Origin of the sequence: Longimicrobium terrae (assembly GCF_014202995.1) — a bacterium.
In the GTDB taxonomy this organism is placed as follows: Bacteria; Gemmatimonadota; Gemmatimonadetes; order Longimicrobiales; family Longimicrobiaceae; genus Longimicrobium; species Longimicrobium terrae.
The window spans coordinates 477,306-501,755 of sequence record NZ_JACHIA010000003.1 but is presented as its reverse complement, the minus strand read 5'-3'; the positions used below and the strand labels follow the sequence as shown (position 1 = coordinate 501,755).

23 protein-coding genes and 1 pseudogene are annotated in these 24,450 nt (G+C 65.8%); 9 read left to right on the top strand and 15 right to left on the bottom strand.

The window, feature by feature from the left end; translation table 11 throughout:
* Positions 1–243: 243 nt before the first annotated feature.
* The 4 genes from trhA to HNQ61_RS08250 all read left to right on the top strand — a co-directional run bounded on the left by trhA (position 244) and on the right by HNQ61_RS08250 (position 2,935).
* Entirely contained in the window at positions 244–882 is a 639-nt protein-coding gene (trhA, locus tag HNQ61_RS08265; protein ID WP_170039805.1) for a PAQR family membrane homeostasis protein TrhA, read from the top strand.
* A 148-nt stretch (positions 883–1,030) separates the two neighbouring features.
* Positions 1,031–1,411: a type II toxin-antitoxin system RelE/ParE family toxin gene (locus HNQ61_RS08260; protein ID WP_170039803.1), complete on the top strand. Its 381-nt coding sequence runs from the start codon at positions 1,031–1,033 to the stop codon at positions 1,409–1,411.
* Positions 1,408–1,761 (top strand): helix-turn-helix domain-containing protein, encoded by a 354-nt coding sequence (locus HNQ61_RS08255; protein WP_170039801.1) that lies wholly within the window; start codon positions 1,408–1,410, stop codon positions 1,759–1,761. The genes HNQ61_RS08260 and HNQ61_RS08255 overlap by 4 nt, the downstream gene beginning before the upstream one ends.
* Positions 1,762–2,059: 298 nt before the next feature.
* The gene (locus HNQ61_RS08250) at positions 2,060–2,935 is read left to right on the top strand and encodes an Ig-like domain-containing protein (protein WP_170039799.1); all 876 of its coding nucleotides are present in this window, start codon (positions 2,060–2,062) and stop codon (positions 2,933–2,935) included.
* A gap of 173 nt (positions 2,936–3,108) precedes the next feature.
* Here the strand turns inward: HNQ61_RS08250 and HNQ61_RS08245 are convergent, their stop codons facing one another.
* The 10 genes from HNQ61_RS08245 to HNQ61_RS08200 form a co-directional block, all read right to left on the bottom strand.
* Positions 3,109–4,464: a radical SAM protein gene (locus HNQ61_RS08245; protein ID WP_170039797.1), complete on the bottom strand. Its 1,356-nt coding sequence runs from the start codon at positions 4,462–4,464 to the stop codon at positions 3,109–3,111.
* Positions 4,465–4,653: 189 nt separating this feature from the next.
* Complete coding sequence (locus HNQ61_RS08240; RefSeq protein WP_170039795.1) at positions 4,654–5,583, bottom strand: phosphoenolpyruvate carboxykinase (ATP); 930 nt, start codon at positions 5,581–5,583, stop codon at positions 4,654–4,656.
* Positions 5,584–5,590: 7 nt separating this feature from the next.
* On the bottom strand, positions 5,591–5,977 hold the full coding sequence (locus tag HNQ61_RS08235) for a lasso peptide biosynthesis B2 protein (protein WP_170039793.1): 387 nt from the start codon (positions 5,975–5,977) through the stop codon (positions 5,591–5,593).
* Positions 5,974–6,252 carry a PqqD family protein gene (locus tag HNQ61_RS08230; RefSeq protein WP_170039791.1) on the bottom strand — a complete coding sequence of 93 codons (279 nt, stop codon included), beginning with the start codon at positions 6,250–6,252 and terminating at the stop codon, positions 5,974–5,976. The genes HNQ61_RS08235 and HNQ61_RS08230 overlap by 4 nt, the downstream gene beginning before the upstream one ends.
* A 141-nt stretch (positions 6,253–6,393) precedes the next feature.
* Positions 6,394–7,539: a tail fiber domain-containing protein gene (locus HNQ61_RS08225; protein WP_170039789.1), complete on the bottom strand. Its 1,146-nt coding sequence runs from the start codon at positions 7,537–7,539 to the stop codon at positions 6,394–6,396.
* A 94-nt stretch (positions 7,540–7,633) separates the two neighbouring features.
* Positions 7,634–8,692 (bottom strand): tail fiber domain-containing protein, encoded by a 1,059-nt coding sequence (locus HNQ61_RS08220; protein ID WP_170039787.1) that lies wholly within the window; start codon positions 8,690–8,692, stop codon positions 7,634–7,636.
* 54 nt (positions 8,693–8,746) lie between these two features.
* Entirely contained in the window at positions 8,747–9,109 is a 363-nt protein-coding gene (locus HNQ61_RS08215; protein WP_183685580.1) for a hypothetical protein, read from the bottom strand.
* A gap of 7 nt (positions 9,110–9,116) precedes the next feature.
* Entirely contained in the window at positions 9,117–10,895 is a 1,779-nt protein-coding gene (locus tag HNQ61_RS08210) for a hypothetical protein (protein ID WP_170039785.1), read from the bottom strand.
* Between the two features lie 357 nt (positions 10,896–11,252).
* Entirely contained in the window at positions 11,253–12,296 is a 1,044-nt protein-coding gene (locus HNQ61_RS08205; RefSeq protein WP_170039783.1) for a radical SAM protein, read from the bottom strand.
* An 81-nt stretch (positions 12,297–12,377) separates the two neighbouring features.
* The gene (locus HNQ61_RS08200; protein WP_170039781.1) at positions 12,378–12,536 is read right to left on the bottom strand and encodes a hypothetical protein; all 159 of its coding nucleotides are present in this window, start codon (positions 12,534–12,536) and stop codon (positions 12,378–12,380) included.
* A 955-nt stretch (positions 12,537–13,491) separates the two neighbouring features.
* Here HNQ61_RS08200 and HNQ61_RS29820 point away from each other — a divergent pair.
* The 3 genes and pseudogenes from HNQ61_RS29820 to HNQ61_RS08185 form a co-directional block, all read left to right on the top strand.
* A pseudogene (locus tag HNQ61_RS29820) lies at positions 13,492–13,710 on the top strand (DEAD/DEAH box helicase); the annotation flags it as partial.
* Positions 13,711–14,023: 313 nt separating this feature from the next.
* Positions 14,024–15,040, top strand: a complete 1,017-nt coding sequence (locus HNQ61_RS08190; protein ID WP_170039779.1) for an ankyrin repeat domain-containing protein — start codon at positions 14,024–14,026, stop codon at positions 15,038–15,040.
* A gap of 417 nt (positions 15,041–15,457) precedes the next feature.
* The gene (locus HNQ61_RS08185; protein WP_170039777.1) at positions 15,458–15,607 is read left to right on the top strand and encodes a hypothetical protein; all 150 of its coding nucleotides are present in this window, start codon (positions 15,458–15,460) and stop codon (positions 15,605–15,607) included.
* 57 nt (positions 15,608–15,664) lie between these two features.
* Here HNQ61_RS08185 and HNQ61_RS08180 read toward each other — a convergent pair whose 3' ends face one another.
* The 4 genes from HNQ61_RS08180 to HNQ61_RS08165 all read right to left on the bottom strand — a co-directional run bounded on the left by HNQ61_RS08180 (position 15,665) and on the right by HNQ61_RS08165 (position 20,521).
* Positions 15,665–16,987, bottom strand: coding sequence for a tyrosine-type recombinase/integrase (locus HNQ61_RS08180; protein ID WP_170039775.1), 1,323 nt, complete (start codon positions 16,985–16,987; stop codon positions 15,665–15,667).
* 16 nt (positions 16,988–17,003) lie between these two features.
* Positions 17,004–17,219 (bottom strand): helix-turn-helix domain-containing protein, encoded by a 216-nt coding sequence (locus tag HNQ61_RS08175; protein WP_170039773.1) that lies wholly within the window; start codon positions 17,217–17,219, stop codon positions 17,004–17,006.
* Between the two features lie 229 nt (positions 17,220–17,448).
* Complete coding sequence (locus HNQ61_RS08170) at positions 17,449–18,741, bottom strand: toll/interleukin-1 receptor domain-containing protein (RefSeq protein WP_170039771.1); 1,293 nt, start codon at positions 18,739–18,741, stop codon at positions 17,449–17,451.
* Positions 18,742–19,108: 367 nt separating this feature from the next.
* Positions 19,109–20,521 carry an RCC1 domain-containing protein gene (locus tag HNQ61_RS08165; protein WP_183685577.1) on the bottom strand — a complete coding sequence of 471 codons (1,413 nt, stop codon included), beginning with the start codon at positions 20,519–20,521 and terminating at the stop codon, positions 19,109–19,111.
* 756 nt (positions 20,522–21,277) lie between these two features.
* On the opposite strand from HNQ61_RS08165, the gene HNQ61_RS08160 reads away from it, so the two are divergent.
* Positions 21,278–21,418, top strand: a complete 141-nt coding sequence (locus HNQ61_RS08160; RefSeq protein WP_170039765.1) for a hypothetical protein — start codon at positions 21,278–21,280, stop codon at positions 21,416–21,418.
* A 43-nt stretch (positions 21,419–21,461) separates the two neighbouring features.
* A complete protein-coding gene (locus HNQ61_RS08155) occupies positions 21,462–23,375 on the top strand; it encodes a recombinase family protein (protein ID WP_170039763.1) in 1,914 nt (637 codons plus the stop codon).
* Between the two features lie 397 nt (positions 23,376–23,772).
* Here the strand turns inward: HNQ61_RS08155 and HNQ61_RS08150 are convergent, their stop codons facing one another.
* Positions 23,773–24,393 carry a hypothetical protein gene (locus HNQ61_RS08150; RefSeq protein ID WP_170039761.1) on the bottom strand — a complete coding sequence of 207 codons (621 nt, stop codon included), beginning with the start codon at positions 24,391–24,393 and terminating at the stop codon, positions 23,773–23,775.
* Between the last annotated feature and the right edge of the window lie 57 nt (positions 24,394–24,450).

The following is a 24,450-nucleotide window of genomic DNA, read 5'->3' as shown; positions in this document are numbered from 1 at the left end:
GCAGCCAATGTATTTCCCCTGATCTACCGCGAACAGGGCGGCCGGAGTTCCACGCGGCCGGGCCGATGATGGACAGTGCGGCTGCTGGCGCGTATTGTCCGGCGGGACAATGCCTGAGCCGCGCTCACCGCAAGTGCTTGGGTAACGCCCAGATAACGGCCTCGCGCGGAGCCGCGCCCGGCGTTATCGTTCTCATGCGGCGGACCCGTCCGCCCTCCTGACACACTGCACGCCGGAGCCAGCATGGACGCATCCAACAACCCGCGCGAAGAACTCGCGAACGCGATCACGCATGGCGTGGGCGCGCTGGCGGGGGCCGTGGGCGCGCTGGTGCTCGTGGTGGGCGCGGCGCTGCACGGCGACATCTGGCAGGTCGTGAGCAGCGCGGTGTTCGGAGCCTCGCTGGTGCTGCTGTACACCGCGTCGACGCTGTACCACGCCGCCCGCGATCCGCGCACCAAGGCGCGGCTCCAGATTCTGGACCACTGCGCCATCTACCTGCTCATCGCGGGGAGCTACACCCCCTTCACGCTGATCGCGCTGCGCGGCGGATGGGGATGGAGCCTGTTCGGGGTGGCGTGGGCGCTGGCGGTGGCGGGAGTGATCTTCAAGCTCTTCTTCACCGGGCGCTTTCCCCGGCTTTCCACCGGCATCTACATCGGGATGGGGTGGATGGCGGTGGTGGCCGCCGTGCCCATGCTGCAGAGCCTGTCCGCCGCCACGCTGGGGTGGCTGGTGGCGGGCGGAGTGACGTACACGGCGGGAACCGTGTTCTACCACAACCGGCGGCCGTACGCGCACGCTATCTGGCACCTGTTCGTGCTGGCGGGGAGCACGTGCCACTTCATCGCCGTGGCCACCCAGGTTCTGCCACCCAGTTGACACCACGACCGCACACCCGATTCGGACCCTTTTATCCGCCCGCGAGGATCATCCTCGCGGGCGGATTTCTTTTGCCCATCCCCAAGCCGCCACAGGTGAGCGGCTGGGTCCTCACCCTTGTCCCCGAATATCGGAATGGAGTATAATCATGGAGAACGGTCCCAAGCCTCTCATCTGGATCGGACGTGCGCGCCGGGAGTTCGAAGCATTTCCCGCTAAAGCGATCGAGGAAGCGGGCTTTCAGCTCGAGTGGATTCAGAACGGTGTTGATCCGGCGGATTGGAAGCCCATGGAGACCATCGGGCGGGGTGCGTGTGAACTGCGGGTTCGCATCTGGGATGGAGGAACGGTGCAGTTGCGAGTGATCTACGTGGCCCGGTTTGCGGAGGCCGTGTACATCCTCCACGCGTTTGAGAAGAAGACTAAAGCCACGTCACGTCATAACCTGGATGTCGCCAAGGTGCGCTACGCCGGAATGCTCCGCGAGCGCGGCAGCATGCATAATTTCAGGGGAGGAAGATCGCCATGATCGGACATGTCACGCCGGCCGACGCCAACATCTTCGCGGATCTCGGCTTTGAGCCGATTGAAGCGGCCAGTCTGTTTCTTCGCTCGCAACTGATGCGCGAACTGGTCGTCATCATGCGCCAGCGGGAGCTGAAGCAGCAGGAGGCGGCGGCGCTGTTCGGCGTTTCGCAGCCCCGCGTCAGCGAACTCAAGCGGGGAAAGATCGACAGCTTTACGATCGACTCACTCGTCAACATGCTGGCGCACGCGGGGATGGAAGTGCGGGTCTCGCTGAAAAAGGCAGATGAGCCGCGTGTGGTCGCGCCGGAGGTAGAGGAGGAGTGGCCGGAGCCCGAGCACGCGCTGGGCTGAGTGGACGGTTCTCCTCGCGATCGCGGCAGAACGGCTTCCCAGCGCGGGGAGCCGTTCTTCGTTTGATGTGATCAGACCGATGAGGTTGATCATTTCTGAAAATCGTATTGTGTCAGGAAGAGTGTCTCGTTCAGTTCGCGCCGTGTGGGATCAGGAAAGCAGGTCCGGAGAAAATGCTTGACCCGGATGTGTGAGAGAGCGAAGTTGATCGTGCGATAGATGGCGCATAGTGGTTGATGATGATCTCTTCCGCGCTGCCTGTCCATCCCGCCTCTCCTCTCACTCCCGGAGTTCATCCATGCGCATCACTCAACATCCGCTCCCGCTCGCGGCCGTTTCCCTGATGGGCGCCGCCGTGATTCTGGCCGCGTGCTCGGACCGTGCACAGCCGCTGCTGCGCACCGTGCCGGACACGCCCGTGCGGCAGGTGGCGGCTCAGGCGTACCTGCGGTGCAGCGCCGACGTGGCGGCCGGCACCGTCGCCTGCCGCGAAGTGTCGCCCGGCACTGGCGGCGGAGGCGTGCAGGCGGCGCACTACATCTACGTGGAAGGCGCGCCGCACGCGCTGATGCCCATCAACGACTACGTGGCCAGCAGCACCGAAGTCGCGTTCGACCTGCGCGTCCTCAACCTCGTCCCGCAGGCGATCGGCACGGACGACGGGGTGACGCTGCACTCGCGCGGCGTGCGGGTCTTCTTCTTTTCCAACCAGTCGGTGACCAGCGGAACGGGTAGCGTTTCCATCATCGAGCCAAGCACCACCGGCACGTTCACGCGATCCAACCAGGCGTACCACCAGTTCAACGAGATCATTCCGTCGCAGGACACTTCCGTGGCGGAAAAGCACTTCCGCTTCGGCATCACCGGGACGGTGACCTCGTTCGATTTTCTGCTGGGCGTGAGCACCAACATGCAGTGGGCGGCCATCACCTCCGCCTCATCCGCCGCGGCGACGGTGGCGGTATCCGACTCGGTGGATCTGGATGCGTGGCGGCTGAACTCGCTGGGCGACACGATGGCGATCTCGTCCATCACCTGGGCCAGCAGCGATCCCGCAATCGCCACCGTGGGGAGCACGTCCGGCGTCGTGCACGGCGTGAGCGCGGGAACGGCCAACGTCATCGCCAGCCAGTCCGGCTCGCGCCCCGACACCGTCGTCATCACGGTCAACTGAAGCGCATCCCCGCCGGTCCGGCCCAAGGCGCCGTGGATCGGCATCCGCCCGAGACGGCTACTCATCTCCGGGCCGCAGACCGTCCATCTCCGGACTTCTGATCGTCACCCCCGGACGCGAAAAGGCCCCCGGTCCAATCCTGGACCGGGGGCCTTTCTTTCCAGCGGAATGGTTCAGACCGCGGCGGGGACGGCGGACGTCATCAGCTCGTCCGCGTTCTCGTCGTTGGGCGCCAGCGTGTCCATGAAGGAGCTGACCGAGAACACCGCGTTGCCCGCGCCCGGAGGGCCGTACCCCGGAGGCGGCTGCAGGCCGTGCTTTTCCAGCGCCTCGCGATACGTTTCAAGCAGCCGGATGTGGTATTCCAGCGGCGCGCCTTCCGGGTTGTCGCGGCCCAGCGGCGTGGCGGGCTCCGGGCACCAGGTGGTGAACCGCGGTGTCACCCCGCGCGACATGAAGTGGTCAAGCCCTTCGCGCGTGCTGGCGATGGCCTCGTTCACCGTCGCGAAGCCGAAGGGCCGCGCCATCTCCACGCCCGCCACGAAATTGGGGATCACGTACCGCGCGCCGAACACCTCCGCCGCGTCAAAGATGCGCCGGTGCCACTCTTCGCGGCCCACGTAGCGTTCCTTGCCGGGGCAGATGATCTCGAACAGCCGCTTGTCCCACACTTCGTAGTTGGGATGGTAGATCTTGATCCCGTAGTCCTTGAAGCGCTGCACGTCGGCGCGGGGCAGCGCCTGCGCCACCACCTTGCCGATCCACCGGCCGGGAAAGCGCTCTTCGATGGCCTGCGCGTACAGGCCGTAGAAGTCGGCCTCCTCGCGCCCGTCCACCTTGCTGGTCACGCTGCCGCCCGTGAGAGTGTACGCGTGCGAGCTGTGCCCCGTGTCGTACTTGTCGATGATGGCCAGCGCCTCGAGCACTTCCTCGATGGGCTTGATGCCGGTGTACGGCCGGCCTTCCTGCTTGTGCTGGCGCCAGTTGTGGTTGATGTCGCAGTACTGGCACTCCTCCTTGGCGCCGAAGTACTGGCACATCCGGAAGACGGTCAGGTAGATCAGGTAGCCCCACTGGATGGTGGGCGCGATCTCCATCACCGTCTTGCCGTTGCTGAGCGTGTGCCGGTAGTACTCCGGCATGCCCGGCAGCGCCGCGTCCGCGATGGGCGCGCCGTCCATGGTGAGCGTGAGCGTTTCCGACCCCGCCGCGCGATAGACGCGGTAGGGCGAATCGGGGTTCACGCGCACCGACACGATGGTGCGGCGCAGCGCGTACGGCCCGCCGGTGAGCGCAAGCTCCTCGGGCGGGCGGCGGCGCGCGGCGTTGCCCAGCTGCGCCAGCGGCTTCTGGTCAAAGGAGAAAATGAAGTACGACTTGGGCTTGACCTCACCCTCGAGGTTGTCGGTCAGCGCCGAATCGTCGAACGCAATCCCGGTCCGCAGCAGGTCCTCCTTGAGGACGGCTTCGGGCGGAATGTGCGGAAACCTGCTCATCAGCCCTTCTACGAGGGCCGTGCGATTGCTCATGGCGGTGCTGCGTCCTTCCCGGTGCGCCAAGGTGAATGCGGCGCATGAATTTATACGAATGGCGCCGCGCCGGAAACCCGCCCGGCACGGCGCCGCTCATTCCCCCGAATCCCGTCGCGTCCCGGGCTGCCCGAGTGCGACGAAAATCGACCACCAGATCCGTCGATCACAGACGTGGTCCGGCAATCATCATCCCGACACGCCCGCAGTGACGCGGTCGGCCAGCAGGGCGGGGTCGGCGTAGCTGTCCAGCCCCAGCCGCAGCGACCACGAGGGAAGCTCCGCGGCCGCCTGAAGAAGCGCCAGGATCTGGCGCGCCGCGCCGCGGTCCGCCAGCAGCCAGGGCGACTGCCGCATCAGCCGGCCCAGCGCCTCGGCGGCGGACACGCGCTCCAGCGCCGTGGGCTGGTCCGCCTCCACCCGGGGGAAGAGCAGCCCCGCCAGCGGCGCGGACCGCACCCACCGGCCCGGCCAGCGCGCGTGCGGGTCCGTGGTTCCGCGGCGGTGCAGGGGAGCGCCGGACTCCCATCCCTCATCCAGGTGAAAGGGTCGCGGCCACCCCTCGGCCTCGATGCCGCCCGGCACCGCGCGCAGGATCACGTGGTCGTCGCTCACGTAGCGCCAGCCGGCCTGGAGCAGGTTGGCGCAGGTGGTGGTCTTGCCCGCGTGCGTGTCGCCCACCAGCAGCCAGGCGCGCCCGTCCGCATCCACGGGGACAGCGGCGTGCACCAGCGCGCGTCCCATGCGCCCCAGCAGCAGCGCGCCCGCAAGGGTGGCGGCGGTGAACACGTCCCACTCGGATGAGCCGAACGGCGCCGCGTCCGCCACGGCCAGCTCCGCGCCTCCGTCCAGACGCACCGTGCCGCGCAGCCCGGAAACGCCGGCCAGCACCGCACCGTCCGCATCCACCCACCCGCTCACGTTGCCGATGCGCAGCGTGGGGTCTGAGGAGGGCGGCGGGTCCGCCGGGGCGCCGCCGGAAATCCGCAGCACGCGGGCACCGGGGCGGCGCTCCTCGTCCACGGGAATCAGCGGAAGCCAGCGTTCGGCGGCGCGGGCGAGCGCGGGGTCGATCTCCGCGCGAAGGGAGCCGTCCTGCAGGAGCGAGCGAACGATCACGGAAGCGTCAGCGGAGCGGAAAGGCGGTCATGGCGTCGGGCGCGGGCGGCTCCGCGGCGGGATCGTGCACCACCCACGCATGGGCGGCGATTCCGGTTCCGCCGTCGGCGCTGCGCACCCCGATTCGCACCACGGCGGGCACCCCGAACGACCGCAGCACGAGGCACTGGGCCACGCTGCGGTACAGGCAGGTGTTTCTCCACGGCAGGCCGGGGACGGTGCCCAGCAGCCCCACCATGCGCAGCGCGGCGCCCTCGGCCCCGCGGGGCGCGCGGACGGCCACGCCCGGTTCGGCGGGGGGACGCAGCAGCTCCGTCCAGCGGCGGCCGTGCAGCCAGAGCGGCACACGCAGCGCCGCCCACACCCCCGTCGCCGCCGCGCCGACCAGGCTCATTCCGCGGCGGGCGCGGCGAGGCCGCGGGCGGCCAGGTCCGCCAGCAGCGCCTCCACTGCCTCGGCCGCGTCCGCGCGCTCCACGTCGAACTTGGCGCACAGGTCGTCCACCAGCGCCTCGCGGCCCAGGCCGCGCTCCAGCCCCTTGAACACCACCGCCGCCGTCTCGTTGAGGCGGTAGTAGTTCTTGGTTTCCATGTTCAGCAGCACCGCCTCGCCCTCCAGGTGGGCGGCGAGGATGTCTTCGGGGACCTTGTATTCGCGCGGATCGGTCATCGTGGGCTCGGCTCGGGAAGCGGGACGTCGCGCACAAAGATGGCCCCGTACGGGTCCGTCAATCAAGTGCTGGACAAAAAAGAGCGGCGCGGCGGACACCATGAGGCATCCGCCGCGCCGTGGATCGAGAGGAGATGAGCGTCAGGGCTTCGGGGCCGCCTGCGCGTTCACCAGCGCCTCCAGCCGGGCGATCCGCGCCTCCAGCGACTCGATGCGCGCATCGCGCTCCGCCACCTGCCGGGCCAGATCCGTCGTCCGTGCTTCCAGCGCCTTCACCGCGGCCAGGTTCACGCCGTCCAGATCGCTCATGTTGATGGTGCGGTCGTCGGAGTTCAGGCCGAACGCCGCGTGCCAGTCCTGCGCCATGGGCCCGATGTGGCGCACGGCGCGGTCTTCCTCGCCGATGTAGCGCCACTCCGACACCGGAACGCGGCGCAGACGGGTGAGCACGTCCTCCCCGTCCAGCGCGGCGAAGTCCATCTTGCGGTTGCGGTCGGAGATGACGTTCCAGGAGCTGCCGCCGGCATTGATGCTGACGCCCGTCGTCTTGGTGGCGTTGCTGTACAGCCGGTACCCGCCCGCGGCGCGGACGGAGAACTGGTTGTTGGCGCTGGCCTCCACACTGTCGGTGGTGGACGCGTCCGCGAACACGATGGCTCCCGTGCGCCCGTTGGTGCTGGCGCGATGCCCGATCGCTACGGAGTAGTCCGCGTCCGCCGTCGCGCGGTAACCGATGGCCACCGCGCCCTGCCCGCTTCCCGTTGAGCAGGAGCCGCCCCCGTCGAGCTCACCGGTCGTGTTGGTGAACCCGATGGCGACCGAGGCGAACCCGCACGCGTGGTTGGAAGCACCGGCCGAGAAAGCCGCGGTGCCGCGCACTTCGCTGGCGCTTCCGAAGCCCGCGGCGTCCGTGCCGGACACGGTGACGTTGTCGCCGAAAGCAAAGGTGCCGAACGCGCTTGCCGTGGTGTTCAGTCCGCCCGCCCACGAGTAGAAGCCGATGCTGGCATCGTCCCACTGGGAAACGTTCACCTCCCCGGCCCGGAAGGCAGCCTTGAACGGGTGGTACATCAGCCGCTGCCCGGGACCGCTCGCCGGGATGATGCCGTATCCAATGCGGCCGATGACGACGAGGCCGCCCGCGGAGTCCACCCGGAAGCGGTCGCCCAGCGGCGAGCCGGACCGCATCCGCAGAAGGATGTCGGACTGGGCGCTGGCGGAGGGCGCGGATACAGCCGACAGAACGGCGGCGGCCAGGAGCGGCAGAAGGCGGAGACGGGCGTTCATCGGCAAGAGCCTTTGGATGGATGATGGACAAAAGAGGCGGGACCGGCACTCTGCATGAGGGCCGGTCCCGCCCGGTACTGCACGCGCGGAAGCGTCAGGGGGTGCCCACGGGCTTCAGCAGCGCTTCCAGCCGCGCAATGCGGGCTTCCAGCGCGGCGCGGTCCGCCCGAAGCGTCTCGTTCTCCGCCGCCAGTGCAGCCGTGCGCGACTCCAGCGCCTGGATGCGGGCGGACTGATTCGTGGTCCGTGCTTCCAGCGCCTGGGCCGCGGCCAGGTTCACGCCGTCCAGGTCGCTCATGTTGATGGTGCGGTCATCGGCGGTCAGGCCGAACGCCGCGTGCCAGTCCTGCGCCATGGGGCCGATGTGGCGCGTCGCGCGGTCTTCCTCGGCGGTGTAGCGCCACTCCGTCACCGGAACGCGGCGCAGGCGGGTGAGCACGTCTTCCCCGTCCAGCGTGGCGAAGTCCGTCTTGCGGTTCCGGTCGGAGACCACGGCCCACGAGCTGCCGCCGGCGCTCAACTGGACCCCGGCCGTCATAGTGGCGTTGGTGAAGAGCCGGTACCCGCCCGCCGCGCGAGCGGAGAACTGGTTGTTGGCGCTCGCCTGCACGCTGTCGGTGGTGGAACCGTCGGCGAACACGATTGCGCCCGCGTGGCCGTTGGTGCTGGCGCGCTGCCCGATGGCCACGGAGTAGTCCGCGTCGGCCGTGGTGCGGTAGCCGATAGCCACGGCGCCCGTGCCGTCGGCGTTGGCCGTATAGCCCAGCGCGTTGCTGTAGCTGCCCAGCGCGGTGGACTGGTACCCCATGGCGAACGAGCCCAGTCCCAGGGCGATGGTGTTGTATCCGCCGGCCCAGGAGTAGAAGCCCACGTTGGCGTCGTCCCACTGGGTGCCGGCGGAGCCGATGGACCCCGCGCGGAAGGCCGCCTTGTACGGGTGCCACATCATCCGCTCACCCGCCCCCGTGAACGGGATGATGCCGATGCCCAGCACGCCCTTGGCCACGAAGCCGCTGGCGGAGTCCACCCGGAAGCGGTCGCTCAGGGGCGAGCCGGACCGCAGCCGCAGAAGGATGTCGGACTGTGCCGCGGCGGGTGCCGCGGAAAGCGCCAGCAGGGCGGCGGCCGCCAGCGCGGATAGACGGATGCGCATGCTCGTCCTCGTCGGAGAAGGTGAGAGTGCCCCGGTTTCGTCCAGGGCGCTGGTTCAGGAGCGTGGCCGTGCGCGGCAGGCGGCTTCCACCCGTGCGCGCGCGTCATGCGGCAGATCCGCGGCCTGCCGCAGGCACTGCTCGGTTCCGGCCATGGCGCGTTCCCGCTGCTTCCACTCCGGAGATACGTCTTCAGCCGCGGCGGCCACGCTGTCCGCGCGCGTGGGCGCCGTCTCCCGCGATGCGGAGGGAGCGGCCGCGCGGGGGGGCGCGGTAACCGGCTCCGGCGCGCGTGCTGGCGCGGGTGTCGCGGCCGCGGCCGGCGCGGAGGGCGGTTCCGGCTCGGCCTGTTCCGCGCCGCACGCCGCCAGCGTCAGGACCGCGGCGAGCAGGCGGCCGGTGTGGATCATCGTCGGCATCGGCGGATCAGTTGCTTTCCGCCTGCAGGCGGAAAGCCCCGTCCGTGATCCTGCCGGCCTCCACCGTGATCGGTGCGCGGGCGGTAAGGTCGCCCGCGAGGGTGTAGGTGCCGTTCACCCGCAGCCGCGGTGTGCGGCCGGCCACCGTCGCGGCCGTTCCGGACAGGGTCAGACGGCCCGACGTGGCGGTGATCCCGCCGGTGGTCCCGGTCAGCACGTTCGCGGTCGCGGTCAGGTCGAAGGCGGACACATTCAGGGTCGCGCCGTTATCCACCGTGACGCCGCCGATCTGTACGTTGCTCACCAGCAGGGGGAAGATGGAGCCCCCCACCGGAGCCTGCGGGATCAGCACGGAGTCCAGCGTCATGGGAGCGGCGCCCAGCGCCCAGTTGGCCCCGTTGGTCCAGTCGGTGGTCCCCGCGCCCGCCGTCCACACGCGGGTGACCCCGGCGATCAGCAGCGACTGGTTGCCCCGGTTGCGGCGGCCCACCGCGCGGAGGTCCGACACGCCGTAGTCCTGGTAGGTGAGGGTCAGCGTCCGCTGTCCGCCCATCAGGGCGCCGCCCGCGGCGACGGTGTTGGCCGGGCTTCCCGCCTGCGGAACCAGCCGCACCGTATCCACCGCCGTCGTGATCAGGTTGCCGTAGCGGTCCAGCGCGTTGACGTTGACGCTGAACGGCACGTTGGTGGCGGGGCGACCGGGGGTGCCGGTGCGGAAGTAGGGCTCGCACGCGCTGCGCGATTCCCCCGGGCGCAGCACCAGCAGGCGCAGGTAGGCAGCGGGGGCGTTGATGAAGGTCACCGGGGTGGCCGCCGTTCCCGCCGTGCGCACAGTGCACAGCTGCCGCTGCCCCGGGTAGTCGGGGACGGCGGGGTCCACGGCCGGGCTGCCCGGCAGCGTGGTGACCGTGGTGGCACCCAGCTGGGTGGCGCGCTCGCGAATCCGGCGCACCGCGGCCGTGTCCATCGCCTCTTCCATGCTTTCCGTCATCCGGGTCTCGCTGTCGGTTACGGCGAGCACCTCGAAGAAGAAGCTGAACACGTCCTGCACGGAGGAGGGCTGCAGCGGAAGGCGGAACGACAGCGTCAGCACGCCGTCGAACTGGTTGGCGTCCGCCGGAACGGGGAGAAGGCGGTCGGTGGTCGACAGCCGGCTGCGCACCACGTAGCCCACGGGGAGGATGTTGGTCACTCCGGCCGGCGGGGTGATGGCGGCTACCTCCGGCTCCGACAGCACCTGCAGCACGTCGGGGTACAGGGCGGTCATGCTTTCCAGGTCGCTCCCCAGGGCCACCGCGCCCGTGGGCACCACCTTGGGGGCGATGGCCGGGTCGGCGGCGGCGCCGTCAAAGCGCTTCAGGCTGGAAAGCGCCGTGCCCGGCACGCTTCCGGACTTGGATACCAGCAGCATCGTCAGGTTGGTGAGCGGCGCGCCGGTTCCGTTCTTTACGCGATAGGTGAACGAGACGTAGCGGTGCCCGCCCGCGGTGCGCGGGCCGTCGGTAAAGGAAGCCGACGATACCTGCTCGAACACGATCCCGGTCCCCGCGATCGCCACGGCCGGGTTGATGCCGTCCGGCGTTTCGGGCGGTACCGCGGCCACGCTGGAGTTCATGGGGCCGTCGCCGATTCCGGTCACGGCGATGCGGTACACGCCCACGGGGACGGGCGCGGTGACCGGAGGGGTGCCTCCGCCGGAATGGTCAGGCGAATCGGTGACCTGGTCGGTACACGCGGCCAGAAGGACGGCCAGCGCCAGGGTGGGCCAGAACGGAGAGTTGCGCACGTCACCCTCGGGAGGAGAGGGAAGGGAAGGAGGCCCGCGGCGCGCGGACACCCGTTCACGTCAGGAAAAGCTACCGGCCGCCGCGGTCCGGGTCGTGGGTAATCTGACCCGGTTGACGGCGGGGCGTGCGGGATGGACGGAGAAGCCGCGTCGTGGGCACCAGAGTACCCCGCCGCGGGGGCGGAGTCAAGGGTTGCATGTGGCGCACATCGTTGCGCCGCATGCATTTGCGCTACCCGGGCGACAATCCGCCGCGGCGCGCCGGGGCCCCAAGCACGCGCTGCCCCGCCGAACTCGGCGGGGCAGCGCGTAGAAGGATCGTAAAGCCATGCGGGCCGAAGGGCGCGCGGCGGTGCGTCAGCCCGCCGTGACCAGCGTGCGGCGCGGCCTGGGTCCCAGCGTCACCAGCGGCCGCACGGGCGCGGGGCCCGCGGCGCCCACCCACGGGCTGGCCGGGTACTGCCGGATCCACTCCATCTTGCCCTGGCTGCGCGCGCAGCGCATGCAGGGAAAGGCGTCGAAGGGATCGCCGTCGTTGCGGGGACGGCTGGCGCGGGCCAGCGCGGCGAGACCTTCCTGGTAGCGCGTCCAGGCTTCGGTGAACGGAAGCTCGTTCAGGTCCGCCACCACGTCGCGCTCGTTGAAGCCGTACTCGCTCAGCTGGCAGCACAGGCTCAGACGACCCTTGGCGTCCACGTACACGCGCTGGCCGGAGAGCGTCTGGCACATCACTTCCTCGCCCTCCATGGGCGCGCCGTAGTCCAGCTGAATGTCGCAGCGGCGCGTGGAGTCGGCGCGCAGCGCCAGGATCTCGTCGCGCACCGCCGGCCACTCTTCCGGGGGCAGGTCGCTGTCGCGCGCCGCGCTGCCGGGAACGGGCTGCGGAAGGATGTAGTGCAGCCGCAGCGCGCCCAGCGACTCGGCCAGGTCGGCGGCGCGGCGGATCTGGTGGCGGTCGCGGCGGTCAATGACGATGCTGAGCGCGGCGGGAATGCGCCGGCTGGTGAGCAGCGCCATGGCCATCATTACCCGGCGAAAGCTGCCGCGGCCCCGCTCGGAGTCATGGGTCGGCTCGTCGGCGCCCGACAGGCTGATGCGCACGTATCCGGGAGGATGGCGGTCCAGCCCCGGCATCAGCCGGCGCATGTGCCATCCGTTGGTGACGAACCGGTAGGGCACCCCGCGGGCGTGCAGCCCCGCGATGATGGTGTCCCATTCGGGGTGGATCGTGGGCTCTCCGCCGGTCATGCTCACGATGACGTTGCCAAACAGCTCGCGGGCCGCGTCCGTGGTGCGGAACACCAGATCCGGCGACAGGTTCACCACCGTGGTGACGTCGTCGCGGATGCAGTGGGGGCAGCGAAGGTTGCAGTGCTCGGTGAGGGCGAAGCCCAGGAGCATGATACGATCCTTCCGATAGAAGAACAGAGGGAGCGCCGGCGTGCGGCGCTCCCCGAATGCGGTCCCTGGAAGACTGCGGTCCTAGAAGACGGTGCTGCCGCCGCCGACGTCCACGCCGCCGTCAACCGGGTCTCCGGTGGCCAGCGTCAGCTCCGTAAGGCGCGGAAGCTCCACGACGCTGGGAGCGGTCCAGGGGCGGCGCGAGGCGCCGGCGGTGCGGTCGAGAGCCTGCTCGGCCATGCGATTGTCTCCGTGGAATGGCGGTCCGGGTGCCCGGAGAAGCCGGGCGTGACCGGGAGGTCGTGTCGGAAGTCGAGTCCAGCGGGCGGAACGCCGAAGCAGTACCGCCGGGGGTGTGGCTTCGGGATGAATTTACACCCGATCCGGAGATCGCGCAACGCTCATCCCATTCACGCGGACGAGTTTCGGTGCGGGACGGCGGTTTCCGGGGCGCCGTGCGGGCATCGAGGGGCGTATCACGTTGTATCACGTCCGGTTACGGCGGCGCTGGAAACGGATCGCGCCAGGATTCTGGAATCCCTTCCCCGGGATCGAGCCGCGGAATCGGAGGGTTAGATCGGTCCCCATCAGACATTTCAGGCCACAAGTGGGACGTTCGTGCCTCATCCCCGCCTCACCCGTGCCCTCCCCGTGACGTACTCGAAACGTTCCGGCCGCCGCCGGGCCTCGACCGTCCGCGTCCATCATCCAGGCATCCGCCGTTCGAAGCCGTCCGGACGCCCTGGCGTACGCGTGCTCCGCTGTTCTGCGGAAGCATCGCGGTTCATCATCGGCGCGGTCGATCACGCGATCATCGAGGGGTGCGTTTGCCGCTGGAGGAACCCACGACGTCCAGGGACGTACGTCCCGGCGCGCATGATCGACGATCAACCATGATGTCCGGCAGATGGCAGACCCGTTGCGCGTAAGCGGTGTACCCCTTTCATTCACGCGCAGCAAACCGCGCGCTCCGGACTCTGCCGTCATCCGGTGCATGCGCGGTGAGAGTGCCGTCAGCTTTGCCGCCACCGAGTTCGAGCCGGCTTTGGAAGAGGAGTCCGTCGCAATGCCGCCAGGTGCCGCCAGCCGCGCCCAGCCCGCATCAGAAACCCCCACCCCCGATCAGGCGCCGCGCGAGTCCTCGTCCGGCGGCGCGAGTGCGCCGTGGAACGGGGAAGAAAGCCGGGACGCGGGCCTGGACAGCGCGCGCGAAGTTCTGCGCAGGTACTGGGGATACGATGACTTCCGCCCGGGACAGGACCGGGCGGTTCAGAACATCCTGGGCGGTGGCGACTCCCTCACCGTGATGCCCACGGGTGGCGGAAAGTCGATCTGCTTTCAGGTCCCCGCCCTGCTTCTGCCCGGGGTGACGCTGGTCGTGAGCCCCCTGATTTCGTTGATGAAGGACCAGGTGGGCACCTGCCGTCAGGGTGATGCTAAACGGTAGAATGATAGGTGTTTAGCTGGGCTTGCGGGGAGCCCTGCAGGTAGTACCTCCGGGGCGCGCCGTCATTCTGCCGTCATGGGCCGTCGGGAACACACGGGAGGGGCTCTTCGCACAGGCGCGGAGGCCCCTTTTTGCGTTCTGCGGTGGGCTGCAAGCAGGCGCTGCGGTGGGTCCCACAGCCGGGATGCGAGCCTACCTGTCCAGCCATAGATTGTCGTTCGGAGCCCGGCGGCGCTCAATGCCGGACATGAGCCTTCTATACGCACGCGCTGGAGCGGCGATGAGCGACTCGGGTGAGCAGATTCCGGACGTGGTGGTCGATGTGACGGGAAAGCTGTGGAACGTGGTGGATGAAAGCAACGGCGCAACCGTGAGCTTCCGAGTCAATGCGGTGGAGGGAAGTGAATCCTTCATCTCCGAGGCGGATCCGCGCCGGATACACCCAGCGGCCTTATGGGACGTCGCCGATCCTCGCGAAGCGATTGCGAAAATCGAAGCGATTGTGGACGACGCCGATGCAGCGAATGCTTCAAAGGTGATCCAAGGTATCTTCAACCACCAAGAGAGACCCGTCCCTGAGCAGTACCTACGTGCGCTCAACTCTCATGGGACCTACGGCTGGACACCCCTGTACCGCGCTGTCCTACTCGGTCGTGAGAGCGATACAGTCCGGGCATTGATCGAGGCGGGCGCTGACCCGGGAAGGACTCAGGGTCCGGATGCGTTCCCCTTTCAGAACTGGACGCCGGTAGCCGTGGCGTTGGAACGAAGGGATGCTCAGCGGCTTGTCGATCTATTCAGCCGGAAAAAGATGGATGAGGATCTTGTGGTCGGCGTACTGGCTGCGGCGCGCATCGTGGATGAGCACCGCGCGTCAGTCCACACCGATCCGATGCAGCAGGCGATTATCCAGTCCGCGGCGGCGAGCACGAGGATTCGGTACACTGCTAAGTTGGCGCCCAACCCGGAGGCTGTTAAGTACGCCGCGAGATTTCTACGAATATCTCCTGCTGACTTCTCCGAACTGTATTCATCAAAGCAAACCGTGGGATTCGCGCCTCTCGGAGCAGAGAGCCCGCTGATTCGTTACCTCATCCAGCGTGATCTCCCGTCCTTCCGAAAACAGCTGGCGGTATCCGAACCAAGTGAGATTCGCGCTCAGTGCGATCACTTCCTGAAACAAGTACTGGACGTACCTGGGGGAGCCAAGTTATGGACGGGCTTTAGGGAAACGTTGCGCCAAGCACAGAAACTTGCCTCCAGAGAACACCCAAGAGGGGGAGGGCGAGTGAGATAGAGGCTTGCGCCTGGCACGGATTGGAGGACAGTCTGCGGGTGCACCGTCCACCAAGTCAGTCTCCCTCTGATGCTAGAAGTGTTTCCAAGATTCGCCTCGAAGCCGTTCCCGCAGATCAGAGTGATCCGGAGCGGGCCTGACCGCCTTCTGCCGGACGCCTTTGCGGAGGCGCGCTGGCCCCTCCGCTGTGCAGTATACTGGTATCATGAGCACGTCTGGTGTGAAGAACCCGGATGTTTCTGCCGCGGACGAGACGTCGGTGGAGATGGAATCTGCGCTGTTTTCTTCCAGGATGGCCTAATCGGCTTATACAGCCTCGCCCACAGAGGCGCTGACGACTACTTGCTGTGGGACCGGATCGGCAAGATTGAGCGCTTGGAGATGCCGCGTTTCTGGCACCTCCGAGCCCTCCGCCGGATGCCGGATCACGTGCTTGAGAAGACCACGCACCCGGACGCGATATACGGACTGTGGGCGGGGGTAGACGAGGCGCTGCGCCGCGGGCTGCTGGACTACGGAAAGCAGGAACCGGTAGAAGCAGAGCCCGAGCTGGTTGAGGCCGCGTAAGCCGAAGCTCACGACAAAACGTGTCTGGTCCATCCCGCTGCGGAACGCGCCACCACCTCAACTCAGGCCCAGCGTGTCGTGCAGCACGGCGCAGCCGCGGGCGGCGTAGTCCCCCACGTGCCGCGCGTAGATCATGGTCGTCTGGATGTTGTCGCCGTGGCCCATCAGCCGGGCGAGCGTGACGATGTCTACGCCCGGCACATTACGTTCGGGGTCACCCTGCACCATGTGCACGGCATACGTGTGCCGCAGATCGTAGGGCCTGAACTCCGCGAACTCGGCGTGGCCTTTCTTCACCAGCCGGTCGCGGACCTTCCCGAACCAATGCTGGCCTTCCCAAGGCAGAAACGGGAAGACGGGCTCATTGTACTTCCGGTTCCACTTCTTGGCGTACGCGATCAGCTCCTCCGCGAGCGAACGCGCGATGAAGACGGTGCGCTGGCGGTTCCCGGTTTTCGTGCCGCCCAACCATACGGGTACCATGGTGCTGGTGGGCGACTTGTTGATGTGGATGTCCCGCGTCGTCGCCCTGCAGCCCTCGTTGAACGTGGTCGCGCCTGTCGCTAGCAGCCAACGGTAGAAGAGCGTTTCGGGCAGCTGCCGCGGCATCTCCCGCTCAGCATCATACAACTCGCTCTCCGCCCGGAAGAGCTGCCACTGCTCTCGGGTCATGTACGTCGGCTCCTCCTTCACCAGCTTGGGCCGATACGACGACTGCACCGGGTTCACCTCCAAGTGCCCCTTCTCCACCAGCCACGAGGCGAAGGCGGATAGCGCCGCCCGGTGGTGCACCACCGTTTTGGGGCTGAGTCGGCCCTTCTTCGGATACCGAATGGATGGCCGCTGCTCGAGGTAGCGCACCCACTTGCTCGCCCAGTCCCGCGTCAGGTGCCGCAGGGTAACCGGTTCCCGCTGCCCGGCCTGCTTTGCCTTCTTTCCATCAACCGGCCCGTTGATCTCTGTGTCCACATACGCGAGAAACACCTTGATCATGTCCTTGTACAACGCCAGGGTCGTGTCGAGCGCTGTACGGTTCGGATCCTCCAGGTACTGCGTCAGAAGCGGAGCGAGATCGACGCTTCGCTCCTCCTGCTCCCGTTCCAACTGCTTCAGGTGAGCGACCGCACCCGCCACACCCTGCTCATCCATCACCTGCTTCAGGGTGGGAAGCGAGATGCGCCGCGCCTTTACCGCGGCGAGTACATCGAACCTCCCCTCCTGGTACAACGATTGGAGCTTGCTTCTGTACGCCTCCATGACCTTTCGGTCCGTGGAGCCCGACGACATCTCAAACCTGCCTGACTCCCATCCCGGTGTGCGAAAACGGATCTGGTGGTAGTTCTTGGCCTGCTCCCGCAGCGACAAGAGCTTTCGAGCCATCCGTGTTCCTTCCGTTTCAGGCGGCCTTTTCGACCTGTGCTCCCGCGAGCCATTCCACGATCGCCTGCGTCCGAAACAGCCGTCGTCCGCCGAGCTTGTAGCTCGGGATGCTGCCATGCTTCGCCATCCGGTAAACATCGTCTACGTGCATCTGCAGCACGGGGGCGAGGTCTTCTGCCCGGAGGATCGGTTTTCCCAGCCATTCCGGCGGGACAAATCGCTCGTCTACCATGAAGCTCGTTGGCGCGGGTAGACCCACGCGGGTGCGCGGGTCGGCCGCCGGTCGCTTCCGGATTTGTCGCCTTCCTTCATGCCGGACCGGCTGGTTCCAGCCGCACACTCCCGGGCCGTCTCATACGACGCCAAACCCGTGAGCCCGTGGTCCTGACCAGGCCCGGAAACGAAACCGCCCCGGGACAGAAGCCCCGGGGCGGATGATTGAAGGATGTGCAGTCGTGTTGCTATTCCAAGGCGCACACGCCTTCGAACGCGATTTCGTGGGCGGGCTGGTTGCTGTACGCCTTCCGACGCCGACCGCGGAAGCGAACCCGGAGCCCGCAGTTTGCGTCTGGCCGAAGCGTGAGTTCGAGAATGTGCTCGACGATCTGCTCACGCTCCAGTTCCAGCACCGCCAACAGTCGCGCTGCGGCCAGGAAGAACGGAACGTCCTCGCGGAACTGGCCATACAGGGCAGGAAGGGGAGACTCGGTGAGCGAGCGTCGGCCTGATCCCTGAACCAGCATCTCCAGCATCGAGTCCGTTTGTCCCCACCGTACGACCTCTGCGGGCGGCTTCTCATTCAACAGGAGGCGCCGGGCGCGCAACTCAGCGATATCGTCAGCGGATTTTCCTGACGTACCCATCTCGCTGAGATAACCACCGGGCTGTTCATTCAATCCTACCACCACGGTCCATCGCTCCCCTGCAGCATCGAGCGAGCGATCAGCCGCTTCCACCATGCCTTCGTTCGCCGTGTCCCCGTACGCCAGCCACGCGTGTGTCGGTTGCCAGCCGCTCTTCAGTTCGCTCAGGAACGCCGCGTCTGCCCGATCACCTGGGACTAGAGTGAACTCGACGCGGGCACCCTGCTCGCGGATACGCTCAGCCGCGATGAACAGCTTCGTGTCCTTGGCTTCAATGAGCACCAGGTTGGTCTGCGCCGCCACCGGCCCAGCAGGGGGCACCGCCGCTTGCGCCGAGACGGTCGGTATGGGCGGCGGCGCGGCAGCCGGGGCCGCTCCCGCTCCAACCACGCGCCGCGGGCCAATCGGTGGCACGTCCACCAGCTGCTGTCCCGTGAGCCGCGCGTAGAGCTGCTCGTGGCCCGAATCCGTGCTCACGTCGTAACGGGTGACTCCCTGGAGGAAGTCGGGCACGAACTGCTGATCGGCTGGGGAGAAGAAGACGGGGATGAACTTTTCGTTGAGCCCCTGACCCGCGTAGGTCGCCAGAATGACGAGGGCCCCCTCCCAGGTCGCGCCCAACCCGCGGCCCGGCTCCTCGTGAAGATCCACACGTCGCAGGTACGTTTCGGTGCAGACGACCAGCACGTGAGTCGCCGCAGAGATCTCCCGGCGCATCCACTGCGGCCAGCCCTCGGCGGGGTTCGGCGCATACTGGTCGAGCATGACGAAGACCCCATCCCCGCGGAGGCGCCGGGCGAGTGCCGCGACCCGGGCCTCATGGTCTGGGGAATCATGGCTATAGCTGATGAGCACCCGCTCGGGATGCGCCTGCGGATCGTAGTCGCTCATGTGATCACTGGATGCTTGATGGATCCGGCATGCGGACGTGGTGCTTTCGAGGGCGATCTGTTCAGCGCAATCCGCGGACCGGAAAACGCAGTCGGGCCAGAGCACAGGGCCTCGCTCTCGCTGGCGGAGATCGGGGCCGGAACTGTCCCAAGGAGTGGTTCTTCACCCGCGTCTCGCGCGCGCAACAGCACCGGCCGAGATCAGCGCTGCTCGGCCACGCTCCGCGTCGGTAGACCTCCCGCACCGCGATCCTCCCTCCGTTCGGTTCTGGTTCCAACGCAGAACCCCTCCAGCTCTTCTGCGCCGGAGGGGTTTTCGCATTTGCCGCGGGAATCGGATTCGTCCGTGGTCTCAGAGGGGAGCGGGCTCAGCGACTCCCCGCGACCGCCACCGGCACATGGCGGAATACGTCGGTGCCGTCGCCCACGGCCGACCAGCGGTTCTGTCCCCAGCAGTAGGCTGGCCCGGCGGTCACCGCACACCCGTTCGATGCTGCGGCACTGATCCCCGTGAAAAAGGTGCCTGTCGGCATTACAACCTCAGAGGGAGCCCACTGGATCCTGCTCGTAGCGGGACCGTTGCCGAGTTGGCCTTCCTCATCTAAGCCCCAGCAATACCCTTTCCCATTCGTTCCCAGAGCGCAGGTTGCCGTAGTACCGGCCGAGATGGAGACAAACGTTACACCTAATGGCATTGCGACTTCCGTGGGTGCATACCTGCTGGCCTCCGACACGATCCCGTCACCAATCTGCCCAAGCCACCCGGCCCCCCAGCAGTACGCCTTTCCACTGAGAACCAGCGCGCAAGTGTGAATGTCGCCTGCAGCAATGGCCGTAAAGCCGTCATTCAGATTCGGACGGACGACCTTTAAGGGCGTAGCAGAACTGAATATGCGAAATCCCACTCCCAGTTGTCCGTGGTCCGCATAACCCCAGCAGTATGCATCCCCGCCCGCAGTCAACGCGCAGGTGTGTTCTCCAGAGGCGGAGATTTCTGTAAACCTGATGCCGGGAGGCATGGCGACAGGAATCGGTGTCATGGCTTCGAACGGGAGTGAGGAACCGGTGCCGAGCTGTTCAGCCCCGTTCCCTCCCCAGCAATACGCGGCACCCTCTTGGTCCAGAGCACAAGCGTGACTGGTAGCAGGCGCGATCCGGACGAAGCGAACTCCTGCAGGCCGCGAAATCCTGAATGGCACCTCGCCGACGCTCGACATCTCGCCCGGCCCATACCCCCAGCAGTAGATGTGGTCGTCAGTGGTAAGGGCGCACGTGTAATGCTTGTCCGAAGACGTGGTCGTGAACCGAACGCCCGCGGGAGCGGCGATAGGTGATGGCACGTTCGCCGGAGCGTACGCGTCTCCATCCCCTTGTTGGCCGGACATGTCGGAACCCCAGCAATACACCGCGCCCGCGTCAGTAAGGCCGCAAGTGTGCATGCTCCCGCCGCTGATCTGCGTAAAGTGCAGGTAGGGGGGCGTTTCGGGAGTCACGCCTGCATCCGCCTGAACGTAGACGGAAAACGTGAAAGAGGCGGCGCCATTCGCCGCGAAGCGCCACACCTTGCCCTCGCTGATCTCCGCAGGCGCGAGAATGCCGTCTCCGCCCAGTGCCGAATATTGGAAGTACGCCTGGTCGGCGTCCGTAAAGGAGGCGCTTCCGTCCGGGTTCGCGATAGTGGCTCCGTTCGTGGGACCGGAAACGAAGAACACCCTCACGCCGGTCGGGCTGGGTTGAACCCCGTCCGTGGTTGCGAGCGCCACTGCCAGCAGGTTTTGCACGGTTACTGTGCTGGAGAGTACGTCGGTCCCCACGTCGTACGATGTCGCGGTGCTGGCGAGCCGCACGAACCGGTTCTGGCCTCCGACGATCAGTCGGTCCGGTCCGTCCGCCGACCCGGGTAGCAATCCCGTGGTGCAGTACAGCGTTCCTTTGCGTACCTCGGCAACGCAGCGGACCAGGGCAGCTGGGGTAGCCCCATTTTCGGAGCCGGGATCTACGGCTGCCGGTTGGTCTCGGCACGCCCCCAGCAAGAGCGCGAGGAGTACGACAGCACGGGCGGGTGTCGGGTAATGGGTCATGTGTAGTCCCGGTCGCAGAATGATTGTCGATCTACATTTAGTAGCGCATAAGGCGCGATCTAAGCTAAAGGTCAGGTGAACAGGTTACAAGGTTTTTGTCAGGTTGGTGGAGAACTCGCCGTCGATGTCGCGAGCGGTTTCGACGGGTACTCGCGTAAAGCCTTGTCGACGGTGCCGCTCGTGTCGAGCGTGGATCGTAACCCTCCGGCGGTCAAGGATTCACATTGTAAGCTCATACACGACATCAACCCTGCAGCGTGACCCACACCGTCCCAAAGAGGCTAATACCTTTGATACTCTTGTATCTGTTTGAATAGTCTACATTTAGAAGGTGCAGTGTCGGATTTTGTCACGTAATACCCGCCCATTTCCACTGTTCACGAGCCACATTGCTCCGGCCAAACTGATGGAACGCCGCACTGTCGGCGCATAAACCAAGGGGCTGACGGAGAAAGAATGGATTGGGAAGTGAAGATTGTTCAGTCGAAGAAGCCGATGGATATCAACCCGCTGTCTCATATCCTTGCAGACATCATCCTGCAAAATGTGCGGCGGGAGCTCGATGCTGCGAATGCTTCTCAAGAGCCCGATGGATAAACCATAGATACGGAGGATCAGCAACTTCAATCATTTTAGACCTATGAATCACAGCAACCTCGCGGCGGCATATGGGCGGAAAAGTACCGATGATCAGCAGGGCGTTCACGATCAATGGAAGATTTGCTTCCAACGTGCCCAGAGTGATGGACGGCACGTTCCGGAAAACGACGAGTTCCGGTTCGGTGACAATGACGCGAGCGGGAAGACCAGCAACCGCCGCGAGTTCGAGCGTCTTGTTGAGGTGGTGCGTGGGGGAAGAGCCCCGTTTCGCTATCTGTATGTCAAGGACAAGTCTCGCCTCGGGCGTTGGGTCGATCCTCGGAAGCACACCTTCTACGAGTGCTTGTTTGAGGAGCAGGGAGTAAAGATCATTTACTGCGATCAGGAAGAGGTGGATTTCAGCGCAGGTGTGCGTGGCAGCGAAGGAGGTGTGTACCTGAAGGACTCCGCTGACAACTTGTTCGCCGCCCAGGAACGTCTTCAGATTATCAGCCGAACCCGCATTGGCAAGCGCCAAGCGTTTATCGGGGGGAGCTACCCAACGCACCTAATCCCGTACGCGACTAGGCGCATCCTGGTGAGTCGCATTACAGGCGAGGTTCTCGGCGAGATTGGCGCACGCGCCAACCGCGACAAGGAGACCACACTCATCAAACTGGCCTGGGTAGAAGGGGAGCCACTCGAACTTGTCCGAGAAATCTTCAACCGAATCAGTAGGGGCGAAAGTCTACGAGAGGTTGGAAAAGATTTCAATCAACGCGGTATTCCCGCGCCGCACGGAGGGTTTTGGAGCCATAAAGCTGTTGGGCAGGTCGTCCGCAATCCGATCTACGTGGGGGATGCAATCTGGGCGCAAAAGTCGGGTGTGCCACCTGTCCACTACACGAAGGTACGAGCGGATAGTGCTGAGCCGATTCTCTACCCGGATTTCGCTTCGAATCCACCCGTCTCCCGGGAAGACTTTGCAACTGTGCAACGAATCCTCGCCGGAAATCGGGTGAACTGGGAACGAAGACATTCAACCAGTCCAAACTACCTCGCTTCCGGGCTGCTGGTGTGTGGGCACTGTGGGTTCAGCTATTCTGGCGTAGCAATCAAGGGTCCTTCCAACAGACCGGGCGTAAGACTTTACTACCGTCACGCCGATCCTGTTAGCAAAACTCCAGGGATAAGAGGCGACGACCAACGTTGCGCGAAGCGTCAACCATGTTCAGATAAAGGGCGTTATGTACGAGCCGCAGTTGTGGAAGAACGTGTCCTGCGGGCCTTGGAAGAGGTGCTCCGAGACGGGGTGATTGTCGACAACGTGCGGCGTGCAATCGAGCAGCGGCTGGGGACGGGAGCAAAAGCAGATCAGGAAAAGGATAGGCGGCGCCTCAATGAGCAGATCATGCGGCTGGATCGTGCCGTTCAGCGCTGTATCGAAGACAGCGCGTCTGCAGATATGGAGCTTGTACGCGTTAAGCTCGCCGAAGCCCGCGACCGCTTCGCCAGGGAAGCAGATGAACTGCGTAAAAGGCTGCGTGAATACGAAGCACAAGAACGGCTGTACAACCAAGCAATGCAAGATGCACGTTTGGCACAGAACCGTGCTCTGAGCCTCCGTGAGACTCTAAAGTCAGGTGAGGTCAGGGCCCGCAAGGAAGCCATTGCTTCAATCCTGGAACGGATCGAGTTGACCTTGCCGAGTCGCGGTTCGTTCGCAGAAGGCCAGCTCACATCGGAAAGGAGAGCGGGTTTTCGGTTGACTGTACATGCGTATCCTGTTTGGTCGTATTCTTCAGGCGATACCCATCAGAAACCCAGCAAACCACGGAACCCACTTAGGGTCGTGGGAAGTGATGGGGCTATTTCATCCCAGGATGCTAGCGCGCTTACGCTTGTTGGTTCGGATGCATACAAGACTGGGCAGCTTGACCTGCTCTTCGAGTTTGGGTGGATGAGGGCAGAATGAGGTAGTCCTTAGCCCACCTCGGCGTGCTGTCCATAGGTAATCGCCCGCGCACGCTTTGTCTGTGGGCAGGGACGTACGACTCTTGCCTTGTGTCCTCCACTCATCCGGCTGACTATTCTGATCCGCGTTGCTGATGCATTGGTACGACTCAGCGTGCATCACCCACATACAATGGAGCGCTCCGCCGATGGTTATGAAAATCACTCGATACGTCGATCCCGACTACCCTGACGCAGGGTATCTGAAGATCGACGGCTCCGAGTTCCCTGTACCCCGCCCGGAGTCGCACCGCCAGATCTTGGACCTCACGGCCATCGCGGCCCTCGCGGCGAGCACTGCCGACTCAGGCGGGCACTTGATCCGTTCTGCGAAGCATTCGTACGTAGCGCTTTATCAGCTAGAGGAAACTTGGGTGGAAGTTTAACCGGCCTAGATTCCTGATCTTCGGCCACAACCGAATCGTCGCGAGGCGCAGCGGACCATGCGGGTGGCTCATGAGCGCGGTCACGTCTGAATGTGTGATCGCCTCCAGCTGCGCATTCGTGGCGTTGGCCAGCGCAGTGCTGGCCGCCGCGCAGCAGCTCGTGCACGAGACTCCAGCCAGCAGCGCGACTCGGTACTCGTCGGGATCCAGCGACCGCCAGCGTGCCTGATCGTACTCAAGACCCACATAGCGTGCGAGAGCTCCAGTGGCTCCTGCCGCATCCTCTACCCCGAGCCAGTTCGAGTCAGCGTCGAACTCCGCCAGGAGTGTCGGCGGTTCGGCGTACAAGGACTCACATCCAGCCAGTGCTGGGTGTTGCTGCCACGTCCTGCAGCCCCGGCCGAACCCGCCGGTGGCGCCCTCAGAAAGGCGCCACGCGTCGACTGAGAACAGGCCCGGCGGACGGTTCGCGACGACGAAGCCAAGCTCCGTCCGGCAGTTGACGATGTTCAGGACGCCGGGATTGATGCCGTGATCGTCGTGGGTGACGCCGTCGCCGCTGACGTGATGGAAGAGCGCAAAGCGTCGGCTCATACGTCATTCCCGATCACGCACCCCACGCCGACCAGGTGCCCGCCCGTGGTGCCCGCG

What these genes read in the sequence shown, in the direction of transcription:
- HNQ61_RS08220 (WP_170039787.1), bottom strand. Translation starts at nt 8,692, where the DNA reads ATGCGCATCCGTCTATCCGCGCTGGCGGCCGCCGCCCTGCTGGCGCTT.
- HNQ61_RS08230 (WP_170039791.1), bottom strand. Translation starts at nt 6,252, where the DNA reads ATGACCGATCCGCGCGAATACAAGGTCCCCGAAGACATCCTCGCCGCC.
- HNQ61_RS08180 (WP_170039775.1), bottom strand. Translation starts at nt 16,987, where the DNA reads ATGGCTCGAAAGCTCTTGTCGCTGCGGGAGCAGGCCAAGAACTACCAC.
- HNQ61_RS08190 (WP_170039779.1), top strand. Translation starts at nt 14,024, where the DNA reads ATGAGCGACTCGGGTGAGCAGATTCCGGACGTGGTGGTCGATGTGACG.
- HNQ61_RS08170 (WP_170039771.1), bottom strand. Translation starts at nt 18,741, where the DNA reads ATGAGCGACTACGATCCGCAGGCGCATCCCGAGCGGGTGCTCATCAGC.
- HNQ61_RS08235 (WP_170039793.1), bottom strand. Translation starts at nt 5,977, where the DNA reads ATGAGCCTGGTCGGCGCGGCGGCGACGGGGGTGTGGGCGGCGCTGCGT.
- HNQ61_RS08155 (WP_170039763.1), top strand. Translation starts at nt 21,462, where the DNA reads ATGAATCACAGCAACCTCGCGGCGGCATATGGGCGGAAAAGTACCGAT.
- HNQ61_RS08250 (WP_170039799.1), top strand. Translation starts at nt 2,060, where the DNA reads ATGCGCATCACTCAACATCCGCTCCCGCTCGCGGCCGTTTCCCTGATG.
- HNQ61_RS08225 (WP_170039789.1), bottom strand. Translation starts at nt 7,539, where the DNA reads ATGAACGCCCGTCTCCGCCTTCTGCCGCTCCTGGCCGCCGCCGTTCTG.
- HNQ61_RS08215 (WP_183685580.1), bottom strand. Translation starts at nt 9,109, where the DNA reads ATGCCGACGATGATCCACACCGGCCGCCTGCTCGCCGCGGTCCTGACG.
- trhA (WP_170039805.1), top strand. Translation starts at nt 244, where the DNA reads ATGGACGCATCCAACAACCCGCGCGAAGAACTCGCGAACGCGATCACG.
- HNQ61_RS08175 (WP_170039773.1), bottom strand. Translation starts at nt 17,219, where the DNA reads ATGGTAGACGAGCGATTTGTCCCGCCGGAATGGCTGGGAAAACCGATC.
- HNQ61_RS08245 (WP_170039797.1), bottom strand. Translation starts at nt 4,464, where the DNA reads ATGAGCAATCGCACGGCCCTCGTAGAAGGGCTGATGAGCAGGTTTCCG.
- HNQ61_RS08200 (WP_170039781.1), bottom strand. Translation starts at nt 12,536, where the DNA reads ATGGCCGAGCAGGCTCTCGACCGCACCGCCGGCGCCTCGCGCCGCCCC.
- HNQ61_RS08255 (WP_170039801.1), top strand. Translation starts at nt 1,408, where the DNA reads ATGATCGGACATGTCACGCCGGCCGACGCCAACATCTTCGCGGATCTC.
- HNQ61_RS08185 (WP_170039777.1), top strand. Translation starts at nt 15,458, where the DNA reads ATGCCGGATCACGTGCTTGAGAAGACCACGCACCCGGACGCGATATAC.
- HNQ61_RS08160 (WP_170039765.1), top strand. Translation starts at nt 21,278, where the DNA reads ATGGATTGGGAAGTGAAGATTGTTCAGTCGAAGAAGCCGATGGATATC.
- HNQ61_RS08205 (WP_170039783.1), bottom strand. Translation starts at nt 12,296, where the DNA reads ATGCTCCTGGGCTTCGCCCTCACCGAGCACTGCAACCTTCGCTGCCCC.
- HNQ61_RS08260 (WP_170039803.1), top strand. Translation starts at nt 1,031, where the DNA reads ATGGAGAACGGTCCCAAGCCTCTCATCTGGATCGGACGTGCGCGCCGG.
- HNQ61_RS08150 (WP_170039761.1), bottom strand. Translation starts at nt 24,393, where the DNA reads ATGAGCCGACGCTTTGCGCTCTTCCATCACGTCAGCGGCGACGGCGTC.